The organism is Modicisalibacter radicis, from assembly GCF_900961225.1.
Taxonomy (GTDB): Bacteria; Pseudomonadota; Gammaproteobacteria; order Pseudomonadales; family Halomonadaceae; genus Modicisalibacter.
In genome coordinates, this window is sequence record NZ_CAAHFN010000048.1 from 1 (window position 1) to 25015 (window position 25015).

The following is a 25015-nucleotide window of genomic DNA, read 5'->3' on the forward strand; positions in this document are numbered from 1 at the left end:
GCCGTAGGGCACCGGCTCGCCGTCGATCAGCAGGATCCGCGTGTCGCCGTCCTTGATCTCGGGCAGGTAGCGCTGGGCCATGATCTGGCGCTGGCCGCGCTCGGTCAGCGTCTCGATGATCGCGCCGATGTTGCGACCCTCGGGCTGGACGTGAAAGATCCCGGTGCCGCCCATGCCGTCGAGCGGCTTGAAGATCACGTCGCCATGCTCGGCGTGGAAGGCGCGCAGCACCTTGTCGCTGCACGCCACCAGCGTCGGCGGCACGCACTGCGGAAACTGCTGGGCAAAGAGCTTCTCGTTGCATTCGAGCAGCGCGCGGGTCGGGTTGACCACCAGCACGCCCTCGCGCTCGGCGAAGCCCAGCAGGTGCACGGCGTTGAGGAAGTGGCTGTCGACCGGCGGGTCCTTGCGCATCAGGATCACATCGAGCTCGGCCAGCGGCGTGGCCCGCGGCTCGCCGAGCTCGTACCAGTGCTGCGGATCGCGGAAGGCGCTCAGGTCGCGCAGCCGGGCCATGGCGCGGCCCTGTTCCAGGTAGAGATCTTCCTGCTCCATGTAGTACAGCGAGGCGCCTCGCGACTGGGCGGCCCACAACATGGCCAGCGTGGTGTCCTTCTTGTAGGTGATGTCGGCGATGGGGTCCATCACCACCCCGATCCTGAGGGCGCGTTCGCTCATCGGTACGGTCTTCCATGGGTAGGAAATGATTGCGGCAGTATGCCGTAGCGGCCGTCACAAGACCAAGCGGCGCTCAGTCGGCATCAGGGTCAGCGTCGTAGGCGGCATCGGGCTCCACGCGGCGGATGCCGTCGCCCTCGAGGCGAATCAGGCGCTGCCGGTAGAGCCCGCCGATGGCCTGCTTGAAGGCGCTCTTGCTGATCCCCAGCCGTGCCTTGACCGCACTCGCCGGGCTCTTGTCGGTCAGCGCCAGAAAGCCCTCGCCGTCATCGAGCGCTGCCATGATCCGCTCGCCGGCCAGGTCGCGGCGGGCGCCGCCCAGAGGCTGCAGGGTCAGATCCAGCCGGCCGTCGTCGCGGACGCGCTTCACGTAACCGGTCAAACGCTCGCCGCGGCGCGGTGGCCGCGAACCCACCGCCTGGTATTCGTCGTGATACACGAGGCCCCAGAAACGGTGATCGACCACCGCCTTGACGCCCAGCTCGGTGCGATCGCCGATCACCAGCGTCACCGCGTCGCCTTGCGCCAGCCCTTCGGCCTCGTCCTTGACGAACCGGTCCAGGCGCATCGAGGCCACCGGCCGGCCGCTCTCGTCGACATTGATCTTCACCAGCACCGACTTGCCGACCGCCGGGCGGAAGTCCTGCTCGCCGAACGGCAGCAGCAGGTCCTTGGGCCGCCCCCAGTCGAGAAAGGCCCCGGTGGCGTTGACCGTGACCACCTTGAGCAGCGCCACCTCGCCGACCTCGCCAAGCGGCTGGCGCGAGTCCGGCGACGCACGCCGCCCGGTGGCGGGGGAGCGCGGGGAAGGGTTCTGGGAGCGGGGCATGGCGGCAATCACCTACGAGAGATAGGCGCCCATTATCACGCCGCAGGGCGACACGGGCAAAGGTCACGGCCCTTCGGCCTTTATCGTGTGGCTTGCTGTGCTCCAGCTACAGTTGTTCCATGAATCCAGTAGGCAGGGGCCCACAATGACCAACGCCCATGAACGGACCGAACATCGACGAGCGGCCACCGCGCGGCAGGAGCGAGAACAGGGGCCGGAACGGGGCGGAATCGCCGGCGCCCGCCTGGAGGAAACCGCATGAAGCCACTTTCGAGCACAGGGTTTGCGCTACTCGGGGCGGGACTGATCGCGATCGGTTACGGCCTCGCGCGTTTCGCTTTCGGGCTGTTCGTGCCGCCGATTCGCGACGAGCTGGGCCTCGCGCCGGACACGATCGGCGTCATCGGCGCGCTGCCGCTGATCAGCTTCCTGCTGGCCACCCTGGTTGCGCCGCTCACCACCCACTATCTGGGTGCCCGCAACGCGGCGGTGCTCTCCGGGGCGTTCGGGGTCGGCGGTCTGGCGCTCATCAGTCAGGCCACCGGCGCGCTGTCGCTCGGCGCAGGGGTGTTCGCCTGCGGCATCTGCACCGGCCTGATGATGCCGGCGCTCACCGCGGCCATGCAGGCGCTGGTGAAACGCTCGCTGCATGGGCGCGTAAGCTCGGTGATGAACGCGGGGACCAGCATCGGCGTGGTCGTTGCTGTACCGACGGTGCTGTTCCTGGCCGGGGCCTGGCGTTTCGCGTACGTCTCCTTCGCCGTGCTGGCAGGCATCGGCGTGGTCGCCGCGTGGCTGTTCCTTCCCTCGGTGTCGCGGATCACCCCGGCGGATGCCGCGCCTCCGCCGCCGATCAGCGAACTGCCGTGGTCGCGCCTGGTCAGGCTCTCGTTGTTTGCCTTCGTGATGGGCTTCGTCTCATCCGCCTACTGGATATTCGCGCCCGACCTGGCGGTCACCCTCGGCGGCCTGCCCCCCAGCGCCACCGGGTGGCTATGGCTCGCAGTGGGCATCGCCGGCTTGGGCGGAGCCGTGGTGGCCGACCTGGCCGATCGCAACAACCCGCCCATCACCCAGGCACTGATGCTGATGATGCTCGCCGCGAGCCTGGCCCTGCTCGCCGCCAGCCCCGGCCAGCCAGTGCTGGCGGCCTTTTCGGCGCTGGTCTTCGGCCTGGCCTACATGAGCCTGACCGGGCTCTACCTGATGACCGGCATCCGTCTGTTGCCGGGCCGGCTGTCGATGGGGCCGGTACTGCCCTTCATGGCCGTCTCCCTCGGGCAGGCCACCGGCTCGCCCGTCGTCGGCCTGCTGGTAAACGCATTCGACTACGCCCAGGCGTTTGCCATGTTCTCGGCTCTCGGCATCCTGGTGGCCATCCTCTCGCCCTTTTACCCCGGCTACATTGCCCAGACCGAAGAGGCAGAAAGCGAGGAAGAACCCGGCCTGCAGGCGGCCTACGACCACCAGCTTCAGGACGAGACCGGCGAACCACTGGAGCCCGCCGCGGATGAAGCGGAAAACCCGGAGTCAGACGACAAGAGCGGCACGGGCAGTGCGTAAACGCGGGGAAGACAAGCAGAACAATACGCTGATTCGAGTGATTTCCGCTCGCGACATGCACCGCAAGGAGAGGGCGTTCATGAGCAAGTCAAAAAAGAGGCCTGAGTTCAAGACGGAAGCGGAAGAGCGAGCGTTCTGGGAAAGTCACGACTCTTCCGACCATGTGGACTGGAGCCAGGCAAAGCAGGCTTCTTTCTCGAAGTTGAAGCCATCGACCAAGTCTACCTCTCCGCTCGAAAGGCCCTTGAACGCTTTATAGTGAGCCTTGCTCTTCTGACACAACTTTAACCCATTTAGCTCGCCATTCTTGGGCTTCCATATCATCAGGCCAGAACTCTTTCTGCTTACTAATCAGGCCATTTTCGACTGTGTGAAAAGTAATCGCTCTAGCTTTTTGAACGCCATCAGAAATTGAAACATCAGTAACAACCGTTGCACCGTCACAAACGATAGAGTTAACGTTAAACAGCCAATTGCCGTTTGCTGGATAGAAAGAATTTATCGCTACAAAATTGTCACGCCCTATTATTAATTCTCCTGATTGTGGCCAGACCCCCTCGAAATCAGGGCTTAGCCACTCGCCAGCTTGCACAAAGTCGTTTGTTTTCATTGCGTCCCAAAAAGCTAAGACGAGTTGCTTTGGATTCATTATTCTTTCTCTCGCATATGGTACCTTGAGCAAGCAGCCGAGTGGAGCGCCAGCAGAACTTCGGGCGGATTGATTCCCAGCTATGGCGTCACCCACGGGCGTGGTAGGAGACCTAAGGAACCGCTGATCAATTCGATCGCGAGCGCCTTTGGCACTCAGCGCTGCAATCCCTGCTTCTCAGCGGTTAATTACTGATCACCACAGGCGGCCTATTTCCCCGGCAGCCAGGTTATCCGGCTGCCAGGCCAGATTCAAGGCATACTGGCCCAATCAACTTGGCCCTCGCATCGTGTCGCCAGCACCAGATTGGCCAGCCCGAACAGGCTGAAGAGTTGCGCCCGGTTCTTGGCCAACCCCTTGTAGCGCACCTTCCGGTAGCTGAAGAGGTTCTTGATGACATGAAACGGGTGCTCAACCTTGGCGCGGATGCTGGCCTTGGCCTTCTCGATCGCCAGCAGCAGCGTTTTCATCGGGGCTGTCGTCCATCTCACTGGCAATCCGGGGCATCCTTCTCTTCGTCCAGGTACTTCCCCGTGCCGGTGTAGCCCGCGTCGCCGTATACCCGCTTGTCATCCTTACGGACCAGAACGCCGGCCATAGTGACATCGGTGACGTTGGCCGAGGTAGCAGCGACACTGTGGGTCAGTCCGGTGACCGCATCGGTGCCGATGTGGGCCTTCAGGCCGAAATACCACTGGTTGCCCTTCTTGGTCTGCTTCATCTTCGGATCACGCTGCGGCCTTGTTCTTGGTAGAGGACGCGGCGGCCACGATGGTGGCGTCGACGATTGTGCCCTCGCGCATGAACAGACCCTGCTCGGCCAGGTGGGCGTTGATTTCCTCGAAGATCCGCTGGGTCGGGGCATGTTTCTCCAGCAGGTGGCGGAAGCGCAGCAGTGTGGTCGCATCCGACACGCTCTTGATGCCAAATCGATACCCACGAAGTCGCGCATCGCCTGACTGTCGTAGATGGCATCCTCCAGCGCCTCATCCGCCAGGGCATACCACTGCTGGAGGAAGTAGATCCGCAGCATGCGCTCCAGGCCGATGGGCGGTCGGCCGCGCTTGCCCGCCGCGCTCGGGAAATAGGACGACGACAGCGCGTCGATCAGCCGTTGCCACGGCACCAGGGTCTCCATCTGGGACAGGAATCGCTCTCGGCGGGTAACCTTCTTCTTGTTCTGGTGTTCGGCCTGAGCGAAAGAGATCTGCTTGATCGTATGGCTCTGTGAGACGGTGGCGGGATGGTCAGATTCTACCTCGGCGGAGCCAGTCAGGCAGCTGCGCCGGGATTTGTGCAGCGTTTCCCTAGGTCAGAGTAGCGTCAAGGTTAGGCCAATAGGGAAAAACCGACCGTTGAGAACGGGGAGACCGTTCGCTTCGGCGGCAACAACATCCGGCAGCTCGAAACTCAGGCGCCAGATTCAGTGCCCAGAGCGAAGACACCCAGATGATCACCAATATTCGGCTATACGCCCTCCAGCATCCTATGACCCTCTAGTAGACGTCGCTCATGAATAGTCCTAAGGCCGTGCCTCGCTTTAAAACCACTGTGCTACGCTTCGACCTCGCGGGCCGGCCAGCCAAGCCGGTACTCGCTCAATTATTCGCCGGAGGAGATAAACGATGTCGGAACCAAATTTCCGTGGCACATGTATACGTAATATGTGGTGGCTGTTGTGCATGCTCTGTATCGCTCTCGTCAATTCCGCGCGGGCAGACGTGCCCAACGCATCGGAACCACCGCTCCTGCTACCAATTTGCGTGGACAGCCATTCAGGCACTCGTTGCGGCCTACTCCAGCGTAACGGCGAATGGGCAGTAACGCCGCGCTATGAGGCACTATATGTCCGCGACGACGGCTGGCGTTTCATCAGAGACGATAAAAGCGGGCTTTTGCACCCCGACGGCACGCCTTGGTTCGATGCGAAATTCGAGTGGATCGGTGAGTTCCATGATGGCCTCGCACTTGCGAGCAGGTTGTCACGGCAGAAGAAAGGATTCATCGACCGTCAGGGGAACTGGGTAATCGAGCCTATCTATATGACCGCCGGACCCATGGTGGATGATCGCGCCCCGGTCTGTCGCTGGATCGGCGGCTCATGGGACGGCCACTCCAGCTGTCGCTATATCGATCGCAACGGTAAACCAGCCTTCGACGGCGAGTACGTCGACGCACAAGCCTTTAAAGACGGCATGGCTGTGATTCAACCCGTCGGCTCCGATGTGTATTCAGCTCAGCAGCGACGCATCGGACTGATCGACCGGGACGGCCACACGCTCATCGAGCCGGCATTGCGCTATGCTCTGCATGTACTCGGGCCTGACCGTTTACTCAAAGCCGCTCACGATCACTACGCGCTAATCGACCGCTCGGGCCAAACGCTGTTCGAGGTCCCTACAGAAGGGTTGATGATGAGCGCAGGCGCCAATATGTTGGCGTATCGAACCTCCAGCTCCGGGCTTATCGGCCTACGCCGTTGGACGACCAACGAAGTCGTCGTCCCAGAGGAGGAAGGCTTCGCCACACGCCCCGATTTTGTTAATGGGACTTCGACAGTATTAGCGCCTAGCAAGAACAATCGCCGGCGGCCGATGCTCATTGATACGCAAGGTCAAGTGCTAATCGAGCCTGGACGCTACCAAAGCATTGGTGAGTTTTACGAAGGTGTCGGCCCGGTAACCACTTCCAAAGGACACTTTATTTTAGTAAACCTCGACAACAAGACGCTGACGACGACTTCTTACAAGCAACTAAACCCGGCTTGGCGGAGTGCTGAGCAGACTTACCAAACAGGCGATGTCTGGTCAGCAACTCCTATCGACGCGCTGGACGAACTCGTATGGATCGATTCAAGCGGCAAAACACTGGCAAGCCGAGAGGAAGTCGACTGCGGCGTCGAGGTGATTCGTGATGGCAATGGCGAGACAATCTGGCCGCCTCGACTCGATGCCGATTGCCAAGCGACTGAATCGTAGCGTGCGTCCGGGACTTAAAGCGGGATCTTTCGGTATCTCGGCGCCAGACCTATATCCGCCGCAAAGTAGTCGCGCTTAAGGTCGTTGACCCGTAGCTAGCCGGTGCAAGGAATAGGGAGGGAGGGTCGCTTGGGTCTGGTGACACCTTCCTAGACTTTAGGCTCTGCCCAGTCCGGCAGGCGGTCGCGACAGTATTCGGCGGCCTTGGGCGTATCATCGGCGTCGAAATCAGGCGTATCGCCGCGCTGGCCATGGGTATAACGCGGGCAGTTCTTCAACTGGCCGTCGTCGTCATAGACCACCCAGACGCCATTTTCCTCACCCTGATCGTCGTAGTCACCGGCTCCGAGCAGGCGGCCCGTGTCATCGAGGACTTCCCAGTGCCCCACGCGCTTCCCGTTGTCGTAGCGGCCTTGCCATATCTGGTCGTAGTGATTGGCGCCGTGAATCCGCCAGACACCGCTGCGCTTGCCCTTAGCGTACGCGCCACTCTCGATCACACGACCCTGCTCGTCGTACCGCACATAGGCGCCGTCGCGCTCATCGTCGACATAATGGCTTTTCGCGATCAGCTCGCCGTTACGGGTTTCGATGACCTCGCCGGTGCGATTGCCGTTGTCGTCGTACCGGCCCCGTTCGATCGTACCGCCATACGTTTCCTGGACGAAGCGACCGACCTTGCCCCCGTAGACGCGTTCTCGCCGCACGATCAGTCGCCCGTCCCCAGCGAATTGATAGAGCACGCGCCGGCCTCCGTGCCGATTATCAATAACGCGCGTGGTTAGATACCCCGCCCGATCGAAGGTTTCAGTCACGGTGCGGGCGTTCTTGCCTTCGCCGAGCTGGCGCTTCCGGCTCAGCGGTTTGCCCGTTGGCGGATATATATCCGCCTCCTCAATCAAGCGCTGGCTGCCGTCGTCGGCATAGATCCGGCGCTCGTGTCGATAGAAATCCCGGGCCACGCCCACGAGCTTGCCGGCCCGATAATGAACGATGCTCGCCAGATGACGATCGCCATCGTCGTCGATATAGAAAAAACGCTCGACGCCATCTTTCTTGCCGTCGGCGTAATGCGTTTCGCTCTTCATCTGGCCCTGGCGGGTCCAGTTCCGTGCCCAGCCATCCCTACACCCGTTTTCATAGTGAATGCGCAGACGCAGCGGCGGCTTGTCGTGGTCGGCGTCGCCTTTGTCGCCGAGATAATAATATTCGGCGGCACCTTCCATCCGGCCGTCACGATAATGCTCGACGCCGTCGATGATGCCGTTGCGAAAGGACACGCGCTTGCCGTCGATCTTGCCATCGACATAATCGGTAACGCGGTAGACTTCGCCATCCTCGGTATATTCGCGCATCTTGCCGTTGCGCTGGCTGTGGTCGTATTCGACCGTGCGGGCGATACGGCCCTGGCGATCGTAGACGGTGATCGTGCCGGTGGTTTCGCCGCCGGCCGAACGTTGGCCTTTTTCGATCAGCGCGTGATCGCCGCCATCGCGGTATTGCTTGAACGGCCCGACAACCTTGTAATCGCCGCCCAGCCTGGGGTCGTCGACATAGCTTTCCATGTACAGCCCACCGTCGTCTACGCGCCGGATGGTGATCGGCCAGCCGGGTTGGGCGCGTATCTCGCTTACTTCGGCCTTGTATTGGGCCTGGCCGCGGGCAACCGTATCGAGCTGCTTATCGAGCCAATATGTCGCCGCCTGGGCACTGCCCGCGACGAGCAGTAACAAGGCCAGGCCGACACGCGCGACCCTCGGCGGATTGTTCATTCGTAGCTCTCCAATCGGTCGTGCCAGCGTCGTTCGATCGGTTGGCCGCTCAGCTCGACCCAGCGAATGCGTTTCACCCGGCCCCAGAAGCGGATGTTGCCGTCGGACGTCATGTAATCAGCCAGCGTCGATTCGCCGAGTTCGCGTACCCAGTCGCCCGGCGCCACGTCGAGCCGGGCATCACGACGCATAGGTCGCAGCGGCTCGCCGCGCGAATTGAAAAAACGTGTGCGCTCGAAAAATCGGTCGGCCGGCGTAGAGGGATCCGGACGGTGGCCGAGAAGACGGCCGACATCGACCAGCCAGGGCGTATCGCCGCCGTGCGCAGTGTTACGCCAATGCAGCGTACCGTCGCAATGCAGATGGGTCGCGACCTCGACACCATAGAAATACTGGCGTCGACCGTCGTCGGTGCTTAGTTCCCAAGTCTGCTCGCCAGCCGGGACCTCGATCAAGCGGCCGCGAGTGAAGCGTTCGCCGAGCCGCGGCTTCCAGACCACGGCATGGCCGTTTTCCGGCGGCGCCTCGGCGGTCAGTTCGCAGGCACCGAAGCCGGCGGGTAGACGCAGACGCAGTCGGTTGCGTTCGCTGCCTGTGGTGGCGACATCGGACAGATCGAGGGGGCCCGAAGGCGGTATCGGCAGACCGCGCAGCGGTTCAAGCGCTGGCGACGGACCGTCACGGTTCACCGCAAACTGGGGATCGGGGCGAGATGTCTCTGTATCGCTATCATCAGGGGCATTGGCCTCGGCCGTTTCCCGGCCAACCGGAGTTTGCATGGCCAATAAAGCGACGACGCTCCCGATCGCGAGCATCATACCGATGCCAATCCAGTGTCTATCTGACACGTATTATCCTTAACCCACCCGGATGGCGAGGCCTGGTTATGATTGACCGATCAATACGACAGGCCGCATTTTGGAATCGATGCCTTGACTGCGATCCAAACAAGACGGAGAGGCATCGTTCCTTTCTCTGCGGCATGGCGGCAAGCATGAATGCCGGCTATAAATTTAGCAACCGCTAACAAAGCTACTAAGCGGGCGTGTAATGACCCCCTGATTTCTGCACCCCCTACGCAGTTAATGCTGAGTGTGTTCGTGGCGGTTGCCCGAGCAGAAAACATGATAGTTGCTGCGGAGCGCCTGTTTGTAACGCCCGGCGCAGTGAGCAAACGAATCAGGGATCTGGAGCAAGAGCTCGGTGCCCAACTTTTTGAGCGCCAACACCATTCAGTGCGACTGACGGCCAAAGGCACTGAGCTGTATCGCGTGAGTCAAAGCCTTTTCGATACGCTCTCAAGCGCATTGGCCACGTTCGAGCAGCCCATCGCGTCCAACACGCCGCTAGTAGTGTCATGCGAACCCACGATCACCATGCAGTGGCTAATCCCCCGGCTGCCAGATTTCTACGCCCAGCATCCCGACATCACGCTCCATCTGTTCGCTGCCGGCGGGCCTATGGATTTCCAGGCGACCTCAATCGATCTGGCGCTACGTCGGGACGATTTCGAATGGGGGCCACGTTTTCACCTACCGCGTCGCGGATGAACTCACCGGCGTTGTTGCTTCACCTGGGCTGCCGGCTTCCGCCAACGCAAGGCAGACGATACTCCAAACGACATCACGGCCATCGGCATGGACCCCATGGCGGTCTCGCTTTCGACAGACCGCGAGCATCGATCGAGAACTCGAATTCGAGCACTTCTATCTCAGTCTCCAGGCTGCACGTGCCGGGCTGGGCTTTGCCATGGGCTCGATCTACATGGTCGCCGACCAGATTGAGACAGGTGAGCTCGTTGCCCCATGGGCTTCATCGCCGACGGTTCGTCCTATTGGCTACTGTCGCCCTCGTCTATCGACTCCGATGCTCGTAAACGCGCATTCCTTGGCTGGTTAATTGATGCACTCGGCAAAACAGCACAGGCTCAACTGGCAAACGAGCCGGAAGGCTTGCGGGCCAGCGATCCAGGCCCGGCGTTAAGAACAATACGGGAAAGACCAAAATAGCGCTAAGTTAAGGCTGTTTTGCACGATACTGATTGCGATGCGATATCTCTTTCATCTCGTGTCTTGGCACGGTGCGGAATGCAAACGACTTAGGTCATCGTTCGGCACATCGCGGCTAGCGGCAACCGCGCGGTTTAGTCAGGGACGTGCAACCGTTCCGTTCTTGATCGTGCCGCAGGTGCTTCGGGAGATCTTCACGGCCGGCTATACACCCTGAGGATTAATCTACCAATCATCCCAAATCCCCGAAATAATGCTGCAGCAACGTCAGGGCGACGACGGGGGCGGTTTCGGTGCGCAGGATGCGCGGGCCTAGGGTCAGTGGGGTGAAGCCGGCGGTCGTGGCGGCGTCGACTTCGGCGGGGGACAGGCCACCCTCGGGGCCGATCAGCAACGCGGCGCTGGAGATCTCACCGGCCTGCTGCCAGGTGGTGTCGGTGGCCGGGTGCAGCACCAGCCGCAACGCGTCGTCGCGGCCGGCCAGCCATTCCCCGAGCGCCTGCGGCGGGTGAATCGTGGGGACAGTGGCGCGCCCGCTCTGCTCGCAGGCGCTGCTCGCCACGCCCTGCCAGTGGGCGAGCTTCTTGGCCGCGCGCTCGCCCTTCAGGCGCACGTCGCCGTGCTCGGTGTAGAGCGGGGTGATCGCCGCCACGCCCAGCTCGACGGCCTTCTGGATGGCGTAGTCCATGCGGTCGCCCTTGGAGATCGCCTGGCCCAGATGCACCGCCAGCGGCGACTCGCCGCGCCCCGCCGTCACCGCCTCGATGCGTGCGACGACCCGCTTGCGGGTAGCCTCGACGAGCACGGCCGCGGCCTCCCGGCCATGGCCGTCGAACAGCGTCAACGCCGCGCCCTCGCGCAACCTCAGCACCGCCGCGACGTGGCGCGCCGGGCCTTCGGGAAGGGTCAGCTCGGCGCCGGTGGTGAGCGTGGCGTCGAGATGGATGCGCGGGGCGCTCATCGCGGTGTCGCCTTACTGGTCACTGGCTTACTGGGTGGTTTCGCTGCCTTCGGCCTGACGCTGCTTCTTCTGGGCGTACATCGCCTCGAAGTTGACCGGCGCCAGCATCAGCGGCGGGAAACTGCCGCGATTGACCAGGTTGTCGATGCATTCACGCGCGTAGGGGAACAGCACGTTGGGGCAGAAGGCACCCAGGGTGTGGTCGAGCTGCTCGCCTTCCAGGCCGGCGATGCGGAACAGCCCGCCCTGCTCGACCTCGACCAGGAACGAGGTGGTGCCGCTCTCGGCATGCGCGACCTGGGCGGTGACCTTGACCACCACCTCGTAGAGGTTCTCGCCGACCTGCTCGCTGGTGGTGTTGAGATCCAGGCTCACCTTGGGCTTGAACGGCTGCTGAAAGACCGACGGCGCGTTGGGCGACTCGAAGGAGATGTCCTTGACGTAGATGCGCTGCAGGGAGAATTGCAGTTGCGGCTGTTCGTCGCCCTGGGCGGCCTGGGGGTTGTTGTCGTCTGCCATAACTCGTTCTCTTGGATCTCTTGATGGGGGTATCCGATGAAGCGGGTGCGCCGGCTACTTCTTGACCACCGGCATGTTGTCGGCCTGCCACTGGGCCATGCCGCCCTTGAGCTTGAGCGCACGGGCGAAGCCGGCCTGGGTCAGCTTGGTGACGGCGGCGCCGGAGGACTGGCCCTGCTTGCAGACCACCACGATCGGCTTGTCCTTGAACTTGTCGAGTTCGCCGAGGCGCTCGTCGAGCTTGCCCTGGGGAATGTTGCGGGCACCGGCGATGCGCCCGGCCTTGAACTCCTTGGGGTCGCGGATATCGAGGATCACCGCGTCGTCGCGATTGATCAGCTTGGTGGCCTCGCCGGTATCGACACCATGGTTGCCGGTCTTGGCCTCGTAGGCCAGCCAGGCGGCGAGCACCGCCACGAAGGCACCCACCAGCAGCGGGTGGTTCTGCACGAATTCGAACAACTGATCGATCATGGGTCTGGGTAACTCTGCCGGATAGCGCTAGTTGATAGCTCGGTTGAAATCGGCCCGCGCGTACGGGCGGCGCCCAGTATACACAAGCGTTGCGGATGCGTCCGTCGAGCGCGGCGGGTTTGTGACGCCCGCCCATGCGCTACGGTATGATGCCATCAGGAGACGTGAGTCGCGAAGCCCGGAGGCTGGTGCAGCCAGGCCACCGGCCAATTTCGCCACAGCAGACACGAGGCCCCAACATGGCAGATGCCACAGCTTCCCGCCCGCGCCCGGTAGCGCTGATCATCCTCGATGGCTACGGCCATAACGAGTCGACCGAACACAATGCCGTCGCCGCCGCCGACACGCCGGTGATGGATTCGCTCAAGTCGCGCTACCCGCACGGCCTGATACACACCGACGGCGGCTACGTGGGCCTGCCCGACGGGCAGATGGGCAACTCCGAGGTCGGCCACATGAACCTCGGCGCGGGCCGCATCGTCTACCAGGATTTCACCCGTATCACCAAGGCGATCGCCGATGGCGAGCTGGCCGACATCACCGCGCTGACCCAGCCGATCGATGCCGCAGTGGCCGAAGGACGCGCCGTGCACCTGCTCGGCCTGCTGTCGCCGGGCGGCGTGCACAGCCACGAGGACCATATTCTCGCCATGGCCGAGCTGGCCGCGGCACGCGGCGCCCAGCGCATCTACATTCATGCCTTCCTCGACGGCCGCGATACCGCGCCGAAGAGCGCCCAGGCGTCACTCGAACGCGCCAACGCCAAGCTCGCCGAGCTGGTCGGCGCCGACAACGGCTTCGTCGCCTCGATCGTCGGGCGCTACTTCGCCATGGATCGCGACAACCGCTGGGATCGCGTCGAGCAGGCCTACCGGGTGGTGACCGAAGGCGAGGGCAAGCACGTCGCCGAGTCCGCCGAAGCGGGTCTCGCGGCCGCCTACGAGCGCGACGAGACCGACGAGTTCGTCGCCGCCACCAGCGTGCGCCCGGCGGGCGAGCCGGTGGTGATGGCCGACGGCGACGCGGCTATCTTCATGAACTTCCGCGCCGACCGCGCCCGCGAGCTGACCCGCGCCTTCGTCGAGGACGACTTCAGCGGCTTCGAGCGCCGGGCGCGGCCGCGGCTGGCCGGCGAGGGTCTGGTGATGCTGACCCAGTACGCCGCCGACATCCCGGCCCCCTGCGCCTTCCCGCCCAGCGATCTGGTCAATACCCTCGGCGAGGTGGTCGCCAAGCGCGGCATGACCCAGCTGCGCATCGCCGAGACCGAGAAGTACGCCCACGTGACGTTCTTCTTCTCCGGTGGCCGCGAGGCCGAGTTCGAGGGCGAGCACCGCGAACTGATCCCGTCGCCGCAGGACGTCAAGACCTACGACGAGAAGCCCGAGATGAGCGCCCATGAGCTCACCGACACGCTGGTCTCGGCGATCGATGCGGGGACCTACGACCTGATCGTCTGCAACTACGCCAATGGCGACATGGTCGGCCACAGCGGCGATTTCGACGCCGCGGTCAAGGCCATCGAGGCGGTCGACGTCTGCCTGGGTCGGGTGGTCGAGGCGATCGAGCGCGCCGGCGGCGAGTGCCTGGTCACCGCCGACCACGGCAACGCCGAGCAGATGGTGCACCCCGAGACCGGCAATCCCCAGACCGCCCACACCACCTTCGAGGTGCCGCTGATCTACGTCACCCGGCGCCAGGCCAGCCTGCGCGACGACGGCCGGCTGTGCGATCTCGCCCCCACGCTGCTGGCGATGATGGACGAGCCGATCCCCGACGAGATGACCGGCAACGTGCTGGTCGATTACCGCTGACCGGCGGGTGGCTGTCGGCACGCTGAGCGGCGCCGCGCGCGCCATTCGAGATACGGCGCTGGCCCTGGTGGCCGGCGCCGTGCTGTTGGTGGCGGGCGGGCCGGCCGCGACGGCGCAGTCCGTCGACAAGGACGACGCCCAGGCCGCCGAGGCGCGTGTCGATGCGCTCGGCAAGGATCTCGAGGCACTCGGCGAGCGCCTGGCGGCGACCCGCGAAGCGCGCAGCGACGCCAGCGAGGCGCTCGCCAAGGTCGAGACCCGGCTTGCCGAGCTGCACCGGCGGCTGGCCTCGCTGGAAGACGAACGGCGCCGGCTCGACGGCGAGATCGCCGAGCTCGAGAGCCGCCGCGAGGCCCTGCGCGAACGGCGCCGCGAGCAGCTCGATGCCCTGGCGAAGCAGCTCGACGCGCTCTACCGGGTCGGCAACTCGCCGCAGTTGAAGCTATTGCTCAACCAGGACGAACCGGGACGGCTCGATCGCCTGCAGACCTACCTCAATCACCTTTCCCGGGCGCGCGCCCGCCAGCTCGACGAACTGGCGCGACTCGACACCCGGCTCGCCGAGACCCGCGCCACACTCGACCAACGCCGCCAGCGCCTCGCCGAGCTGGTCGAAGAGGCCGCCGAACAGCGCAGCGCGCTGGATCGCCAGGCGCGGGAGCGCGAAGCGCTGGTCGCCAAGCTCGACGCGCGCTACAGCGACGAGCAAAGCCGCCAACGGGCGCTGGCCAGTGCGCGCAGCGAGGCCGAACGGCGGCTCGCGCGCATCCGGGAGGAGCTCGAGCGGCTCGACCGACCGCCGCCCTCCACCGCCATCGACAAGACCCGCGGCGACCTGCCCTGGCCGGTACAGGGCCGGATCGTCTCGGCCTACGGCAGCGGCGAGGGGGTCGACCGCAACGGCCTGGTGATCGCCGCCGCCGCCGGCACGCCAATCAAGGCGATCCACGCCGGCCGGGTGGTGTTCGCCGACTGGATGCGCGGCTTCGGCAATCTTTTGATCATCGACCACGGCGACGACGTGATGTCGCTGTATGCGCACGTCCAGCGCTTCGACGTGGCCGTCGGCGCCCCCGTGGCCAACGACCAGACGGTCGCCGCCGTCGGCGCCAGCGGCGGGCGCAGCGACCCGGCGCTGTACTTCGAGATACGCAAGAACGGCGAGCCGATCGATCCGCGGCGCTGGATCAGCCAGCGCTGACACTCACCCCCGCCCGGTATCGATGTACAGGGCTGGCATAAATGGATCTATGGGGGGCTTGCCGAGGATCGACCCCGGGTGGCAACGGCCTTGCGCCTTCGCGGGTAGCACTGGCCCCGTCGCTAACGCTATGCTGAGCCCTCGCCCGACGCGACCTCGGAGTAAGCATGCGCGTTCATTGTCTTCGCTGGCTGCTGCCAGCCCTTCTCGTTTCCTTCGCAACGCCGGCATTGGCCGAGCCCGAAACGTCCGACGACGACCTGCCGGTGGCCGATGTCCAGACCTTTGCCGAGGTCTTCGAGCGCATCAAGCGCGCCTATGTCGAGGAGGTCGACGACAGCACGCTGATGCGCAACGCCATGCGCGGCATGCTCAGCGAGCTCGACCCGCACTCCAGCTATCTCAACAGCGAGGATTTCGAGGCCCTGCGCGAGTCCACCGAGGGCGAGTTCGGCGGCGTGGGCATCGAGGTCGGCATGCAGGATGGTCAACTGACCGTGATCGCGCCGATCGACGACACGCCGGCGGCCGAGGCCGGGCTCCAGCCCCATGACACCATCCTGCGCATCGACGAGACGCCCACCGAGGGCATGTCGCTGCAGGAAGCCGTGACGCTGATGCGCGGCGACGCCGGCACCGACATCCAGATGACCATCCTGCGCGAGGGCGAGAATTCGCCGCGCACGCTGACCCTGACCCGCCAGATCATCCGCAGCGACAGCGTCAAGCACGAGCTGCTCGAACCCGGCTACGGCTACCTGCGCATCAGCCAGTTCCAGAGCCGCACCGGTGAGCAGGTCGAGGACGCGCTGACCGCGCTCAAGGCGCAAGGCCCGTTGAACGGCCTGATACTCGATCTGCGCAACAATCCCGGCGGGGTCCTGGACAGCGCCGTCGAGGTCGCCGATGCCTTCCTCGACAGCGGCCTGATCGTGTATACCGAAGGCCGCCTGCCCGACAGCGACATGCGCTTCTCGGCGCATGCCGACGCCACCCTGACCGATGTACCGATGGTGGTACTGATCAACGGCGGCAGCGCCTCGGCGGCCGAGATCGTCGCCGGGGCCCTGCAGGACCAGAGCCGGGCGGTGGTGATGGGTACCCAGAGTTTCGGCAAGGGCTCGGTGCAGCAGGTCATGCCGCTGGGCAACGGCGACGGCCTCAAGCTGACCACGGCGCTCTACTACACCCCCAACGGCCGCTCGATCCAGGCCCAGGGCATCGCCCCCGATGTCGAGGTGGTACGTGGCCGGCTCGAGATCGCCGAGGGCAACGACTTCGGCCTGCGCGAATCGGATCTCGCCGGGCGGCTGGCCAATCCCAACGGCAGCGCCCCGCAGGCCGACGCATCCAGCCGACCGGTGCAGGACTACCAGCTCGGCGAGGCGCTCAACCTGCTCAAGGCGCTCAACGTGCTCGAACGCCGGCCGGCCCGGTCAGGCGAAACGTCGACCGACTAGCCGCGGCGATACGTCGGCGGCTATGGACTATCGACAGCGCGCCGGTAGCCGTCCACGCTCGCCGATCGCCTGGCGCATCATAAGCCGCTTGACCGGCACCAGCCGGTCGGCCCCGCTCAGCCCCACGTTGCGCAGCAGCCGCAGCGCCGGGGCCCGGGCGCCGAACAGCAGCCGAAAGCCATCCATCAGCGCCAGCATCAAGCTGTTGTCGCCACGCCGACGGCGCTGGTATCGCGCCAGGATGCGCACATCACCGAGCGCGGCCCCGCGGGCGCGCGCCGCAAGAAGCTCCTCGGCCAGCACGGCGGCGTCCATCAGCCCCAGGTTGACGCCCTGGCCGGCCAGCGGATGGATGTTGTGGGCGGCATCGCCGACCAGCGCCAAGCCCGGCTCGACGTAATGCGCGGCGTGACGCTGGGTCAGCGGAAAGCACGCCGTGGCGCCGGTCACCGTCACTCGGCCCAGGCGCTGCTCGAAGGCCTCGCCCAGTTCGCCCGCCAAGGCCTCGCCGGGCAGCGCGATGCGGCGCTCGGCCTCGTCGGGGGTCGTCGACCAGACGATCGAGCAGTAGTGCGCATCGCCCGCGACCGTCAGCGGCAGGAACGCCAGCGGCCCGTCGGCCCGAAAGACCTGGCGGGCGACGCCGCCGTGCGGGCACTCGCAGCGCACCGTGGTCACCAGCGCCGACTGGCCGGTGGCGTGCTCGCGCACGCCGATCTCGGCCAGCTCGCGCAGCTGCGAGCGCGCGCCATCGGCGGCCACCACCAGTGGCGCCTGCAGCTGGCGGCCATCCTCGAGGATCAGCCGGCGCCCGTCGGCGGGGCTCTGCAAGGCCCGTAGCCGCGCGCCGTAATCGATGCGTACCGAGGGCAGCAGCGCCAGACGCGCCTCCAGCGCGGCGAGAACCACCTCGTTCTCGACGATGTGCCCCAGCGCCGCAACGCCCACCTCGTCGGCATGGAAGCGGATCTCGCCGCTGCCTTCGCCGTCCCACACCTGCATCCCGGTGTAGGGCGTGACGCGCCGTCCGGCAATCGCCGGCCACACGCCGAGGCTGGCGAGCAAGCGCTCACTGACCGGGGTCAGTGCGCTGACCCGCGCCGCCGGCTGGTCCCTGCCGACCGCGTCGCCATCGAGCGGCCGTTCACGGCTCTCGAGCACACGCACGCTCACCCCCGCCTCGCCGAGCAGCAGCGCCAGGGTGGCCCCCACCAGCCCGCCGCCGACGATGATCACTTCCTCCGTGAAGTCCCTGTCCTGCGGCGGGGTTTCCCGCTCCGCCGCGACGTCGCTGTCTGTCATGGGTCGTTGTCCTTTGCATATAGCCATTGAGCAGGCTTGCTCTGAAAAGTCGACGAGCGATGGCCAGGCAAGGCAAAAATTGGCGAGAAAACGGAGTCTACGGTTGTAAATGAGTATTTTGAGCCAATTTTTAACGCGGCATGGCCGAGCGCAGACACTTTTCAGTCAAGCCTAGCGTTCGATGCCCATCGCCCGTCTTGCCAATGTCCGCCGCAGCGGGCCGGCCAGGTTGAGGCCCACCAGCCCCGCCGCGCGGGCGTGGGAGAGCAGCGGATGGTCGAGGCCGAACAGCCTGATCAGCCCGTCGCTGAAACGAATCACGTTGTGGCGGTCGCGCTCGCGGCGCGCCTCGAATGTCTGCATCAGGGCCATGTCGCCCGGCTTGTGGCCCTCGGCCAGCCCCGACTCGAGCGTCGTGACCAGGTCCATCACCCCGCGCAGCGCCAGGTTGAAGCCCTGCCCGGCCACCGGATGCAACGAGTGCGCGGCGTTGCCCAGCACCGCCAGGCCCGGGCGCGCCGTCTCCCGGGCGGTCACCAGCGACAGCGGGTAGACGTGGCGGGCGCCGACCCGGCGAAAGCGCCCGACCCGTTCGCCGAACGCCGCCTGCAGGCGTGCCAGGAAGGCCGCGTCGTCGAGCGCCAGGGTCGCCTGTTCGCGGCCCTTCTCATGGGTCCAGATCAATTCCATGCGATTGCCCTGCAGCGGCAGCAGCGCCAGCGGACCATCCGGCGCGAAGCGCTCGAAGGCCACGCCACGGTGCGGCCGGCCGACCTCGAGGGTGGCGATCAGCGCGCTCTGCTCATAGGGCGTGGTCCGGCTGGCGATCCCCAGGCGTTCCTTGAGCCCCGAACGGCCGCCGTCGGCGAGCACGGTCAGTCCGGCCTCGAGAGTCTCGCCGTTGGACAGCGCCAGGCGGTGCCCCTCGGGCTGCGGGGCGATCGACTCGACCCGCGCCGGACACTGCCAGTCGAGCGCCTGCTCGCCCAGCCGCGCATGCAGTACGCGGCCCATCCAGGCGTTGGGCATGACATAACCCAGCGCCTCCACCCCCATCTCTTGCGCCGTCAGCCGGGTCGCCCCCAGCCGGCCACGCTCGCTGACATGGATGGTCTCGATGGCCGTGGCCTCGCGGACCAGTTCCGCCCAGGCTCCCAGTGCCTCGAAATGCCAGCGCGAGCCCAGCGAGATGGCGCTGGCCCGCACGTCGAAGCTCGGCTGGTAGTCCGCCAGCGGGTCCGACCCCGATTGCGCCGCCAGCGGTGCCGCCTCGATCACCGCCACGCGCAGGCCGTGACGCTCGATCAGCGGCGCCAGCGCGCAGCCCAGGCTCGCGCCGACCAGCCCGCCGCCGACGATCGCGATATCTACCGTGGTTACGCCCATGGACGCTCCTTGCTCCAGCAGCGAGGCCCCTGTGACAGGGCCGACAGGCCCGCCGATCCGCCTGCGCGGCCATTCCGGCCGCCTGCGCCGCTTTACGTAATTTACGTATGATCAAAAATTGACCGGCCTCGAGTGGTCAATGCTTGACCATCAAGGCCTCGATATCCTCGACCCGCTTGGGCACGTCGGCGGTCAGCACTTCATGGCCGCTGGCGGTGACCGCCACGTCATCCTCGATGCGAACGCCGATGCCCCGCAGCGCAGCGGGAATATCGCTGTCGTCGGGAATGTACAGCCCCGGCTCGATGGTCAGCACCATCCCCGGCTCGAGCTGGCGCGGCTCGCCATCGCGGCGATAGCCGCCGACGTCGTGCACGTCGAGCCCCAGCCAGTGCGAGGTCGAGTGCAGGTAGAAGCGCCGGTAGCTCTCGTCGTCGATGCGCGCATCGAGATCGCCCTCGAGCAGGCCCAGCTCGATCAGCCCGCGGGTCAGGTCGCGGACCACGCCACGATGGAGCTCGCCCAGCGTCACGCCGGAACGCACGGACTCGACGGCGCGCACCTGCGCGGCGAGCACGATCTCGTAGACGCTGCGCTGGGCATCGCTGAAATGGCCGTTGACCGGAAAGGTGCGGGTGATGTCGCCGGCGTACAGCGCAAATTCGGCGCCGGCGTCGATCAGCACCAGGTCGCCGTCGGCGAGCGTCGCGGCGTTTTCGATGTAATGCAGCACGCAGGCGTTGGCACCGCCGCCGACGATGGTGCTGTAGGCCGGAGCGCTCGCGCCATGCCACAGGAATTCGTGCTCGATTTCGGCCTGCAGCTGGTATTCGGCGAGACCCGGCCGGACGCTGCGCATCGCACGCACATGGGCCCGGGCGGAGATGCGCGCGGCATGGCGCATCAGCTCGAGTTCGCCGTCGCTCTTGATCAGACGCTGCTCATGGATCGGCACCGCGATGTCGGCCAGCGCCTGGGGGGCGCGTGCGCCCTGGCGCGCGCGTGCCAGCAGTTGATGCCGCACCTCGTCGGCCAGCGCCATCGCGCGCTCGTCGCCGAGCGGCAGATAGAGGCTGTGCCGCCCGTCGAGCAATCCCGCCAGGCGTTCGTCGCGCTCGCTGTTGGCGAACGCCTGGTCGACGCCGAAGCGCTCCACCGCCGCCTCGGCGCCGACCCGGATGCCGGTCCAGGCTTCCAGGGCGGGGTCCTTGTCGGGGCAGAACAGGATCGCCTCGCCATCCTCCCGGCCGGGCAACAGCAGCAGCAACGCATCGGGCTCGGGAAAGCCGCACAGGTAGTGGAAATCGCTGTCCTGACGGAAGGGGTATTCGCTGTCGTTGCTGCGCGTGACCAGCGTCGCGGCGGGCAAGAGTACCGCGCTCGACGCCGGCAACGCGTCCATCAGCGCCCGGCGCCGCCAGCGGTATTCATCGAGCCCGATGGCCGGTGGTCGGGGTAGAGTATCGGATGCCATGCGCGCTCCTTTTCACTGGGTCGACGACTCGTTGCGTCATCGACGCTCAATTATTGAGTGGGTGGTGGAGTGTCGCCCTGTTCGACCTGCGGGCTGGCGGGATGCTGCTCGGTATAGAGCAGCATCGCCGCCATCCGCGCGTGCTCGGTGAGCGTGAACAGATCGTTCTCGTTCTCGGGACTGTCGTCGAGGGCCAGTTCGTCGAGCCCGGCCAGCGTCTCCAGGTCCTCGATCGCTTCGCGAAGGTTGGCCGACCAGGCGTCGCGGGTCTCGCCGCCGACCTGATTGACGACCTCGAGGAAGCCCAGCGTCCACTCCCGCAAGCCCCGCGCGCGCTCGGCGAGCGAGAACAGCTCGTCGGGGAGCAGCGGTTCGAAATTGAGGTCGGCGGCGGAGAGCGCCTCCAGGGCCTGGCGGCGCCAGGCCAGCAGCACCTCGCCGGATTCGCGGTCATGGGGCTGCTCGACGCCCATCGCCAGGCATACCGTCTCCAGCCAGGCCTCGGCGGGAATGTCGTGGAGCGCCAGGGCGGCGCTCAGCTGACCATCCAGAAACGCCGGTGACTGCAGGCTGCCGTGAACCAGAAAGACATCGGCGACGGTGGAGAAGTCGAGCTGATCGTTGATGATAGACATGCGCTTCCATTATCGCGGTTGGGAGAGGCCCGCGGCGGTCGCAGCGGGCCGGAGCAGTGCGTTGACCGGCCGTCGGGGCCTCTCTATAGTGGCTCGAAACCTGAGTTCATCTTATCGTACGGGCCGCGTCTTGGCCCGCGCCTGGAGCCTGCCATGAGCGACGACGCACGGTCGACCACCGAGATCACCCTGCTGGGACGCTCTTACGCCATCGCCTGCCCGCCCAACGAGGAGGCCGAGCTCAAGCGCACCGCCCGCTACCTGGACCGCGCGATGCACGGCATCCACTCCCGCGGCAAGGTGCTCGACGCCGAGAAGATCGCCATCATGGCCGCGCTCAACATCACCCATGAGCTGCTTCAGGTGCAGGACGAAAAGCGGGCCGGCGACGAGAGCCTGGCCGAACTCAGCCAGCGCCTGGAGCGCGCGCTCGGCGAAGTGCCCCAGCGTTGAGCCCGGTTAACGCCCCGGCAAGGCGCGTGTCGCGAGTCGGCAAACAGTCCTTTGGCCACGCACTCGGCTCTGTTACGATGAAGACGTTCCCTGGGGTGTACGTCAGTCGTTGACGTCCCTCGAGCCTATGCGCAGTACCCAGGGGGCCAATTGCTAGACAGACCCGTGTGCATGTCCGTGCGACGGAAAGCCTGACGGTCTGTCTGCGGCCACCCACCTTGAACCAGTGGGTTCAAGGGCCAGAACGACAACGGCACTCTGGGGAACTCCCTTTCAGCCATTCATGGCCATGCCCGTGTCTGACCCGCAGCTTCCCGATGACCAGCGCAAGGCCCTGCGACGGTCTTTGCGCCAACGCCGTCGCGCGTTGACGAAAGCCCAGCAGCGACAGGCCGCCGAAGCGCTGTGCCGCCGGTTGCGTCGCCTGCCGGAAGTCCAGCGCGCCCGCCGAGTCGCGCTCTATCTGCCCAACGATGGCGAGATCGATGCCACCCCGCTGCTGGCCTGGCTGCGCCGACGCGGCGCGCGTGTCTACCTGCCGGTGCTGCGCCCGCTGGCCGAGAACCGGCTATGGTTCGTGCACTATCATGCCGCCACGCCGATGGTCCGCAACCGTTTCGGCATTCGCGAACCCGATACCCGTCATGGCGCTCACCGTGCCCGCCAGCTCGCGCCCTGGGCGCTCGACCTGGTGCTGCTACCGCTGGTCGGCTTCGACGACCAGGGCAACCGGCTGGGCATGGGCGGTGGATTCTACGATCGCAGCTTCGCCTTTACCCGTGGCCGGGGCCCGCGGCCACGGCTGATCGGCGTCGCCCACGACTGCCAGCAGGTCGAGCGGCTGCCGTTCGCCGGCTGGGACGTGCCCCTCGACGCCATCGTCAGCGACCGCCGGGTAGTGCGCCCGCCGCGTCGCTGAGCGCTGACGAAACGGCATTAAAAAACCGCCAGCGGCGCAGAGGCCCCTGGCGGTTTTTTAATGGCTCGATACTGGCCCGGCTGGCAACTAGCTACCGATCAGCGTCTGTGCGTAGCCGGTGGCGACTACTCCCAGACCGAAGATCAATACCAGCGCCATGACCAGGTCGGGCTTGCGTTTCATGACCAACTCCGAGATTTATCGTTGAATATTGCTTCACCCAGATAACGCCCCGACTATAGGGCTACGATAAAAGAATGACAATACTCAACGCATAAACGCCAATCGATAGAGGCCCTTTGTTACAAGGGCTTACAGGTTAGCGAGTGGCCACTTACATGAATTGGGCGGTAAAACTCGCGTTATTCCATGAACAGCCGGTAGGCAACGTTCTCGGTTTCCTTCCAATAACGGTAACCAATCTTCTCGAAATACTCTTCGACATGGTAACGATCGCCGTTGGGCACTTGCATGCCGACCAGCACCCGACCGTAGGCTGCGCCGTGATTTCGATAGTGGAACAGCGAAATGTTCCAGTCGGCCGGTAGGTGGGTCAGGAAGTTCATCAGCGCGCCGGGACGCTCGGGGAACTCGAAGCGATAGACCTCTTCCTCGAAACGCTCCTTGGGCCGGCCGCCGCCGAGATGACGGATATGCAGCTTGGCCAGCTCGTTGTCGGTCAGGTCCTCCACCGGATAGCCCGCCTCGCGCAGCTTGTCGGCCACCGCCTGGCGATCCTCGCCGCCCGGCTTGACCTGCACGCCGACGAAAATGTGTGCGCTGTCGGCATCGGCGTAGCGGTAGTTGAACTCGGTAACCATGCGCTTGCCGATGGTCCGGCAGAACTTCTTGAAGCTGCCCGGACGCTCGGGGATGGTCACCGCCAGGATCGCCTCGCGCTGCTCGCCGAGTTCGGTGCGTTCGGCGATGTGTTGAAGGCGATCGAAGTTGGTGTTGGCGCCGGAATTGATGCACACCAGCGTCTGACCTCTGGCACCGGTCTGCTGGACGTATTTCTTGAGCCCGGCCAGCGCCAGCGCACCGGAGGTCTCGGCCACCGCGCGGGTGTCCTCGAAGGTGTCCTTGACCGCCGCGCACATCTCGTCGGTGGTGACGGTGATCACGCCGTCGACCAGGTCGCGCATCACCGCGAACGGCACCTCGCCGATCTGTGCCACCGCGACGCCCTCGGCGAAAACCCCGACCTGCTCCAGGGTGACCCGCTCGCCGGCTTCCAGCGCGGCCTTGAGGCAGGCGCTGTCCTCGCTCTCGACGCCGAACACCTTGATCTCGGGACGCAGGTACTTGACGTAGGCGGCGATGCCCGCAATCAGCCCGCCGCCGCCCACCGGCACGAAGATCGCATCGAGCCGGCCGGGCTGCTGGCGCAGGATCTCCATGCCCACGGTGCCCTGGCCGGCGATCACGTCGATATCGTCGAACGGCGGGATGTAGGTGTAGCCATGCGCCTCGATCAGCTCACGGGCATGGTCGAGCGCCTCGCCGAAGGCGTCGCCGCGCAATACCACCTTGGCGCCCCGGGCGCGCACCGCCTGGACCTTGATCTCGGGCGTGATGCGCGGCATCACGATCACCGCCTTGACGCCGAGCTGCTTGGCCGCCAGCGCCAGGCCCTGGGCGTGGTTGCCGGCCGAGGCGGCGATCACGCCCTTGGCCTTCTGCTCCTCGGTGAGCTGCGCCATCTTGTTGTAGGCGCCACGCACCTTGAACGAGTAGACCGGCTGCAGGTCCTCGCGCTTGATCAGAATCTGGTTGTCGAGACGGCGGGACAGGAAGTGCGCGGGCGAAAGCGGGGTTTCGCGGGCCGCTTCGTAAACGCGGGCCTGGAGTATCTTCTTGACGGTGTCTTCGAGCATCCTGGAGTCCTGAGTCGCACGTCGCATGAGCCGCGTCGCGTGGGCGTTGCACCCGGCTGGGA

At 65.3% G+C, this 25015-nt stretch carries 25 protein-coding genes and 1 other RNA gene; 11 read left to right on the forward strand and 15 right to left on the reverse strand.

Going from position 1 to position 25015, the window contains the following annotated elements:
- Together gshB and HR9077_RS02860 are read right to left on the reverse strand one after the other, a co-directional pair.
- Positions 1-678: glutathione synthase (gene gshB, locus HR9077_RS02855; RefSeq protein WP_136064933.1), on the reverse strand; the 678-nt coding region annotated here is incomplete at its 3' end.
- 73 nt (positions 679-751) lie between these two features.
- Positions 752-1507: a CvfB family protein gene (locus HR9077_RS02860; protein ID WP_136064935.1), complete on the reverse strand. Its 756-nt coding sequence runs from the start codon at positions 1505-1507 to the stop codon at positions 752-754.
- Positions 1508-1765: 258 nt separating this feature from the next.
- Between HR9077_RS02860 and HR9077_RS02865 the strand changes: the two genes are divergently transcribed.
- Positions 1766-3070 carry an MFS transporter gene (locus HR9077_RS02865; RefSeq protein WP_136064937.1) on the forward strand — a complete coding sequence of 435 codons (1305 nt, stop codon included), beginning with the start codon at positions 1766-1768 and terminating at the stop codon, positions 3068-3070.
- A 79-nt stretch (positions 3071-3149) separates the two neighbouring features.
- Positions 3150-3329, forward strand: coding sequence for a CopG family antitoxin (locus tag HR9077_RS02870; RefSeq protein ID WP_136064939.1), 180 nt, complete (start codon positions 3150-3152; stop codon positions 3327-3329).
- Here the strand turns inward: HR9077_RS02870 and HR9077_RS02875 are convergent.
- The 3 genes from HR9077_RS02875 to HR9077_RS02880 all read right to left on the reverse strand — a co-directional run bounded on the left by HR9077_RS02875 (position 3324) and on the right by HR9077_RS02880 (position 4857).
- Complete coding sequence (locus HR9077_RS02875; protein ID WP_136064941.1) at positions 3324-3719, reverse strand: nuclear transport factor 2 family protein; 396 nt, start codon at positions 3717-3719, stop codon at positions 3324-3326. The genes HR9077_RS02870 and HR9077_RS02875 overlap by 6 nt on opposite strands.
- Before the next feature lie 251 nt (positions 3720-3970).
- Entirely contained in the window at positions 3971-4189 is a 219-nt protein-coding gene (locus HR9077_RS22295; protein ID WP_458692904.1) for a transposase, read from the reverse strand.
- A 17-nt stretch (positions 4190-4206) separates the two neighbouring features.
- A complete protein-coding gene (locus tag HR9077_RS02880; protein WP_280178400.1) occupies positions 4207-4857 on the reverse strand; it encodes an IS5 family transposase in 651 nt (216 codons plus the stop codon).
- Positions 4858-5344: 487 nt separating this feature from the next.
- On the opposite strand from HR9077_RS02880, the gene HR9077_RS02885 reads away from it, so the two are divergent.
- Positions 5345-6697 carry a WG repeat-containing protein gene (locus HR9077_RS02885; protein ID WP_136064943.1) on the forward strand — a complete coding sequence of 451 codons (1353 nt, stop codon included), beginning with the start codon at positions 5345-5347 and terminating at the stop codon, positions 6695-6697.
- A 149-nt stretch (positions 6698-6846) separates the two neighbouring features.
- On the opposite strand, the gene HR9077_RS02890 is transcribed toward HR9077_RS02885, so the two are convergent.
- Positions 6847-8469 carry a toxin-antitoxin system YwqK family antitoxin gene (locus tag HR9077_RS02890; protein ID WP_136064945.1) on the reverse strand — a complete coding sequence of 541 codons (1623 nt, stop codon included), beginning with the start codon at positions 8467-8469 and terminating at the stop codon, positions 6847-6849.
- Positions 8466-9287, reverse strand: coding sequence for a hypothetical protein (locus HR9077_RS02895; RefSeq protein WP_136064947.1), 822 nt, complete (start codon positions 9285-9287; stop codon positions 8466-8468). The genes HR9077_RS02890 and HR9077_RS02895 overlap by 4 nt, the downstream gene beginning before the upstream one ends.
- Positions 9288-9554: 267 nt before the next feature.
- On the opposite strand from HR9077_RS02895, the gene HR9077_RS21990 reads away from it, so the two are divergent.
- The gene (locus HR9077_RS21990) at positions 9555-10019 is read left to right on the forward strand and encodes a LysR family transcriptional regulator (RefSeq protein ID WP_280178401.1); all 465 of its coding nucleotides are present in this window, start codon (positions 9555-9557) and stop codon (positions 10017-10019) included.
- 28 nt (positions 10020-10047) lie between these two features.
- Positions 10048-10368 (forward strand): LysR substrate-binding domain-containing protein, encoded by a 321-nt coding sequence (locus HR9077_RS22435; protein WP_458692905.1) that lies wholly within the window; start codon positions 10048-10050, stop codon positions 10366-10368.
- A 342-nt stretch (positions 10369-10710) separates the two neighbouring features.
- Here HR9077_RS22435 and HR9077_RS02905 read toward each other — a convergent pair whose 3' ends face one another.
- Genes HR9077_RS02905 through HR9077_RS02915 form a run of 3 tightly spaced genes read right to left on the reverse strand, consistent with a single transcriptional unit; the run spans position 10711 to position 12432 of the window.
- A complete protein-coding gene (locus tag HR9077_RS02905; RefSeq protein WP_136064949.1) occupies positions 10711-11439 on the reverse strand; it encodes a 16S rRNA (uracil(1498)-N(3))-methyltransferase in 729 nt (242 codons plus the stop codon).
- Positions 11440-11466: 27 nt separating this feature from the next.
- The gene (gene secB, locus HR9077_RS02910; RefSeq protein WP_136064951.1) at positions 11467-11958 is read right to left on the reverse strand and encodes a protein-export chaperone SecB; all 492 of its coding nucleotides are present in this window, start codon (positions 11956-11958) and stop codon (positions 11467-11469) included.
- 54 nt (positions 11959-12012) lie between these two features.
- A complete protein-coding gene (locus HR9077_RS02915; RefSeq protein WP_136064953.1) occupies positions 12013-12432 on the reverse strand; it encodes a rhodanese-like domain-containing protein in 420 nt (139 codons plus the stop codon).
- A 239-nt stretch (positions 12433-12671) separates the two neighbouring features.
- On the opposite strand from HR9077_RS02915, the gene gpmI reads away from it, so the two are divergent.
- The 3 genes from gpmI to HR9077_RS02930 all read left to right on the forward strand — a co-directional run bounded on the left by gpmI (position 12672) and on the right by HR9077_RS02930 (position 16907).
- Positions 12672-14246, forward strand: a complete 1575-nt coding sequence (gene gpmI / locus HR9077_RS02920) for a 2,3-bisphosphoglycerate-independent phosphoglycerate mutase (RefSeq protein WP_136064955.1) — start codon at positions 12672-12674, stop codon at positions 14244-14246.
- Positions 14247-14253: 7 nt separating this feature from the next.
- Positions 14254-15447 carry a murein hydrolase activator EnvC family protein gene (locus HR9077_RS02925; RefSeq protein WP_244612996.1) on the forward strand — a complete coding sequence of 398 codons (1194 nt, stop codon included), beginning with the start codon at positions 14254-14256 and terminating at the stop codon, positions 15445-15447.
- Between the two features lie 167 nt (positions 15448-15614).
- The gene (locus HR9077_RS02930) at positions 15615-16907 is read left to right on the forward strand and encodes a S41 family peptidase (protein ID WP_136064957.1); all 1293 of its coding nucleotides are present in this window, start codon (positions 15615-15617) and stop codon (positions 16905-16907) included.
- 27 nt (positions 16908-16934) lie between these two features.
- Here the strand turns inward: HR9077_RS02930 and HR9077_RS02935 are convergent, their stop codons facing one another.
- The 4 genes from HR9077_RS02935 to HR9077_RS02950 all read right to left on the reverse strand — a co-directional run bounded on the left by HR9077_RS02935 (position 16935) and on the right by HR9077_RS02950 (position 21704).
- Complete coding sequence (locus HR9077_RS02935) at positions 16935-18209, reverse strand: UbiH/UbiF/VisC/COQ6 family ubiquinone biosynthesis hydroxylase (RefSeq protein WP_136064959.1); 1275 nt, start codon at positions 18207-18209, stop codon at positions 16935-16937.
- A 171-nt stretch (positions 18210-18380) separates the two neighbouring features.
- Positions 18381-19595, reverse strand: a complete 1215-nt coding sequence (gene ubiH / locus HR9077_RS02940) for a 2-octaprenyl-6-methoxyphenyl hydroxylase (RefSeq protein WP_136064961.1) — start codon at positions 19593-19595, stop codon at positions 18381-18383.
- Between the two features lie 136 nt (positions 19596-19731).
- The gene (pepP, locus tag HR9077_RS02945; RefSeq protein WP_136064963.1) at positions 19732-21069 is read right to left on the reverse strand and encodes a Xaa-Pro aminopeptidase; all 1338 of its coding nucleotides are present in this window, start codon (positions 21067-21069) and stop codon (positions 19732-19734) included.
- Between the two features lie 50 nt (positions 21070-21119).
- Entirely contained in the window at positions 21120-21704 is a 585-nt protein-coding gene (locus HR9077_RS02950; protein ID WP_136064965.1) for a UPF0149 family protein, read from the reverse strand.
- Positions 21705-21857: 153 nt separating this feature from the next.
- On the opposite strand from HR9077_RS02950, the gene HR9077_RS02955 reads away from it, so the two are divergent.
- The 3 genes from HR9077_RS02955 to HR9077_RS02965 all read left to right on the forward strand — a co-directional run bounded on the left by HR9077_RS02955 (position 21858) and on the right by HR9077_RS02965 (position 23076).
- On the forward strand, positions 21858-22157 hold the full coding sequence (locus HR9077_RS02955) for a cell division protein ZapA (RefSeq protein ID WP_136064968.1): 300 nt from the start codon (positions 21858-21860) through the stop codon (positions 22155-22157).
- Positions 22158-22241: 84 nt separating this feature from the next.
- Positions 22242-22426, forward strand: a non-coding RNA gene (ssrS, locus tag HR9077_RS02960) — 6S RNA.
- A 26-nt stretch (positions 22427-22452) separates the two neighbouring features.
- A complete protein-coding gene (locus HR9077_RS02965) occupies positions 22453-23076 on the forward strand; it encodes a 5-formyltetrahydrofolate cyclo-ligase (protein WP_244612998.1) in 624 nt (207 codons plus the stop codon).
- Positions 23077-23438: 362 nt separating this feature from the next.
- On the opposite strand, the gene ilvA is transcribed toward HR9077_RS02965, so the two are convergent.
- Positions 23439-24980, reverse strand: coding sequence for a threonine ammonia-lyase, biosynthetic (gene ilvA / locus HR9077_RS02970; protein WP_136064972.1), 1542 nt, complete (start codon positions 24978-24980; stop codon positions 23439-23441).
- Positions 24981-25015 lie beyond the last annotated feature (35 nt).

Coding starts and splice junctions, on each gene's coding strand:
- HR9077_RS02860 (WP_136064935.1), bottom strand. CDS start 1,507: ATGCCCCGCTCCCAGAACCCTTCCCCGCGCTCCCCCGCCACCGGGCGG.
- HR9077_RS02865 (WP_136064937.1), top strand. CDS start 1,766: ATGAAGCCACTTTCGAGCACAGGGTTTGCGCTACTCGGGGCGGGACTG.
- HR9077_RS02870 (WP_136064939.1), top strand. CDS start 3,150: ATGAGCAAGTCAAAAAAGAGGCCTGAGTTCAAGACGGAAGCGGAAGAG.
- HR9077_RS02875 (WP_136064941.1), bottom strand. CDS start 3,719: ATGAATCCAAAGCAACTCGTCTTAGCTTTTTGGGACGCAATGAAAACA.
- HR9077_RS22295 (WP_458692904.1), bottom strand. CDS start 4,189: ATGAAAACGCTGCTGCTGGCGATCGAGAAGGCCAAGGCCAGCATCCGC.
- HR9077_RS02880 (WP_280178400.1), bottom strand. CDS start 4,857: ATGGAGACCCTGGTGCCGTGGCAACGGCTGATCGACGCGCTGTCGTCG.
- HR9077_RS02885 (WP_136064943.1), top strand. CDS start 5,345: ATGTCGGAACCAAATTTCCGTGGCACATGTATACGTAATATGTGGTGG.
- HR9077_RS02890 (WP_136064945.1), bottom strand. CDS start 8,469: ATGAACAATCCGCCGAGGGTCGCGCGTGTCGGCCTGGCCTTGTTACTG.
- HR9077_RS02895 (WP_136064947.1), bottom strand. CDS start 9,287: ATGATGCTCGCGATCGGGAGCGTCGTCGCTTTATTGGCCATGCAAACT.
- HR9077_RS21990 (WP_280178401.1), top strand. CDS start 9,555: ATGCTGAGTGTGTTCGTGGCGGTTGCCCGAGCAGAAAACATGATAGTT.
- HR9077_RS02905 (WP_136064949.1), bottom strand. CDS start 11,439: ATGAGCGCCCCGCGCATCCATCTCGACGCCACGCTCACCACCGGCGCC.
- secB (WP_136064951.1), bottom strand. CDS start 11,958: ATGGCAGACGACAACAACCCCCAGGCCGCCCAGGGCGACGAACAGCCG.
- HR9077_RS02915 (WP_136064953.1), bottom strand. CDS start 12,432: ATGATCGATCAGTTGTTCGAATTCGTGCAGAACCACCCGCTGCTGGTG.
- gpmI (WP_136064955.1), top strand. CDS start 12,672: ATGGCAGATGCCACAGCTTCCCGCCCGCGCCCGGTAGCGCTGATCATC.
- HR9077_RS02930 (WP_136064957.1), top strand. CDS start 15,615: ATGCGCGTTCATTGTCTTCGCTGGCTGCTGCCAGCCCTTCTCGTTTCC.
- HR9077_RS02935 (WP_136064959.1), bottom strand. CDS start 18,209: ATGACAGACAGCGACGTCGCGGCGGAGCGGGAAACCCCGCCGCAGGAC.
- ubiH (WP_136064961.1), bottom strand. CDS start 19,595: ATGGGCGTAACCACGGTAGATATCGCGATCGTCGGCGGCGGGCTGGTC.
- pepP (WP_136064963.1), bottom strand. CDS start 21,069: ATGGCATCCGATACTCTACCCCGACCACCGGCCATCGGGCTCGATGAA.
- HR9077_RS02950 (WP_136064965.1), bottom strand. CDS start 21,704: ATGTCTATCATCAACGATCAGCTCGACTTCTCCACCGTCGCCGATGTC.
- HR9077_RS02955 (WP_136064968.1), top strand. CDS start 21,858: ATGAGCGACGACGCACGGTCGACCACCGAGATCACCCTGCTGGGACGC.
- ilvA (WP_136064972.1), bottom strand. CDS start 24,980: ATGCGACGTGCGACTCAGGACTCCAGGATGCTCGAAGACACCGTCAAG.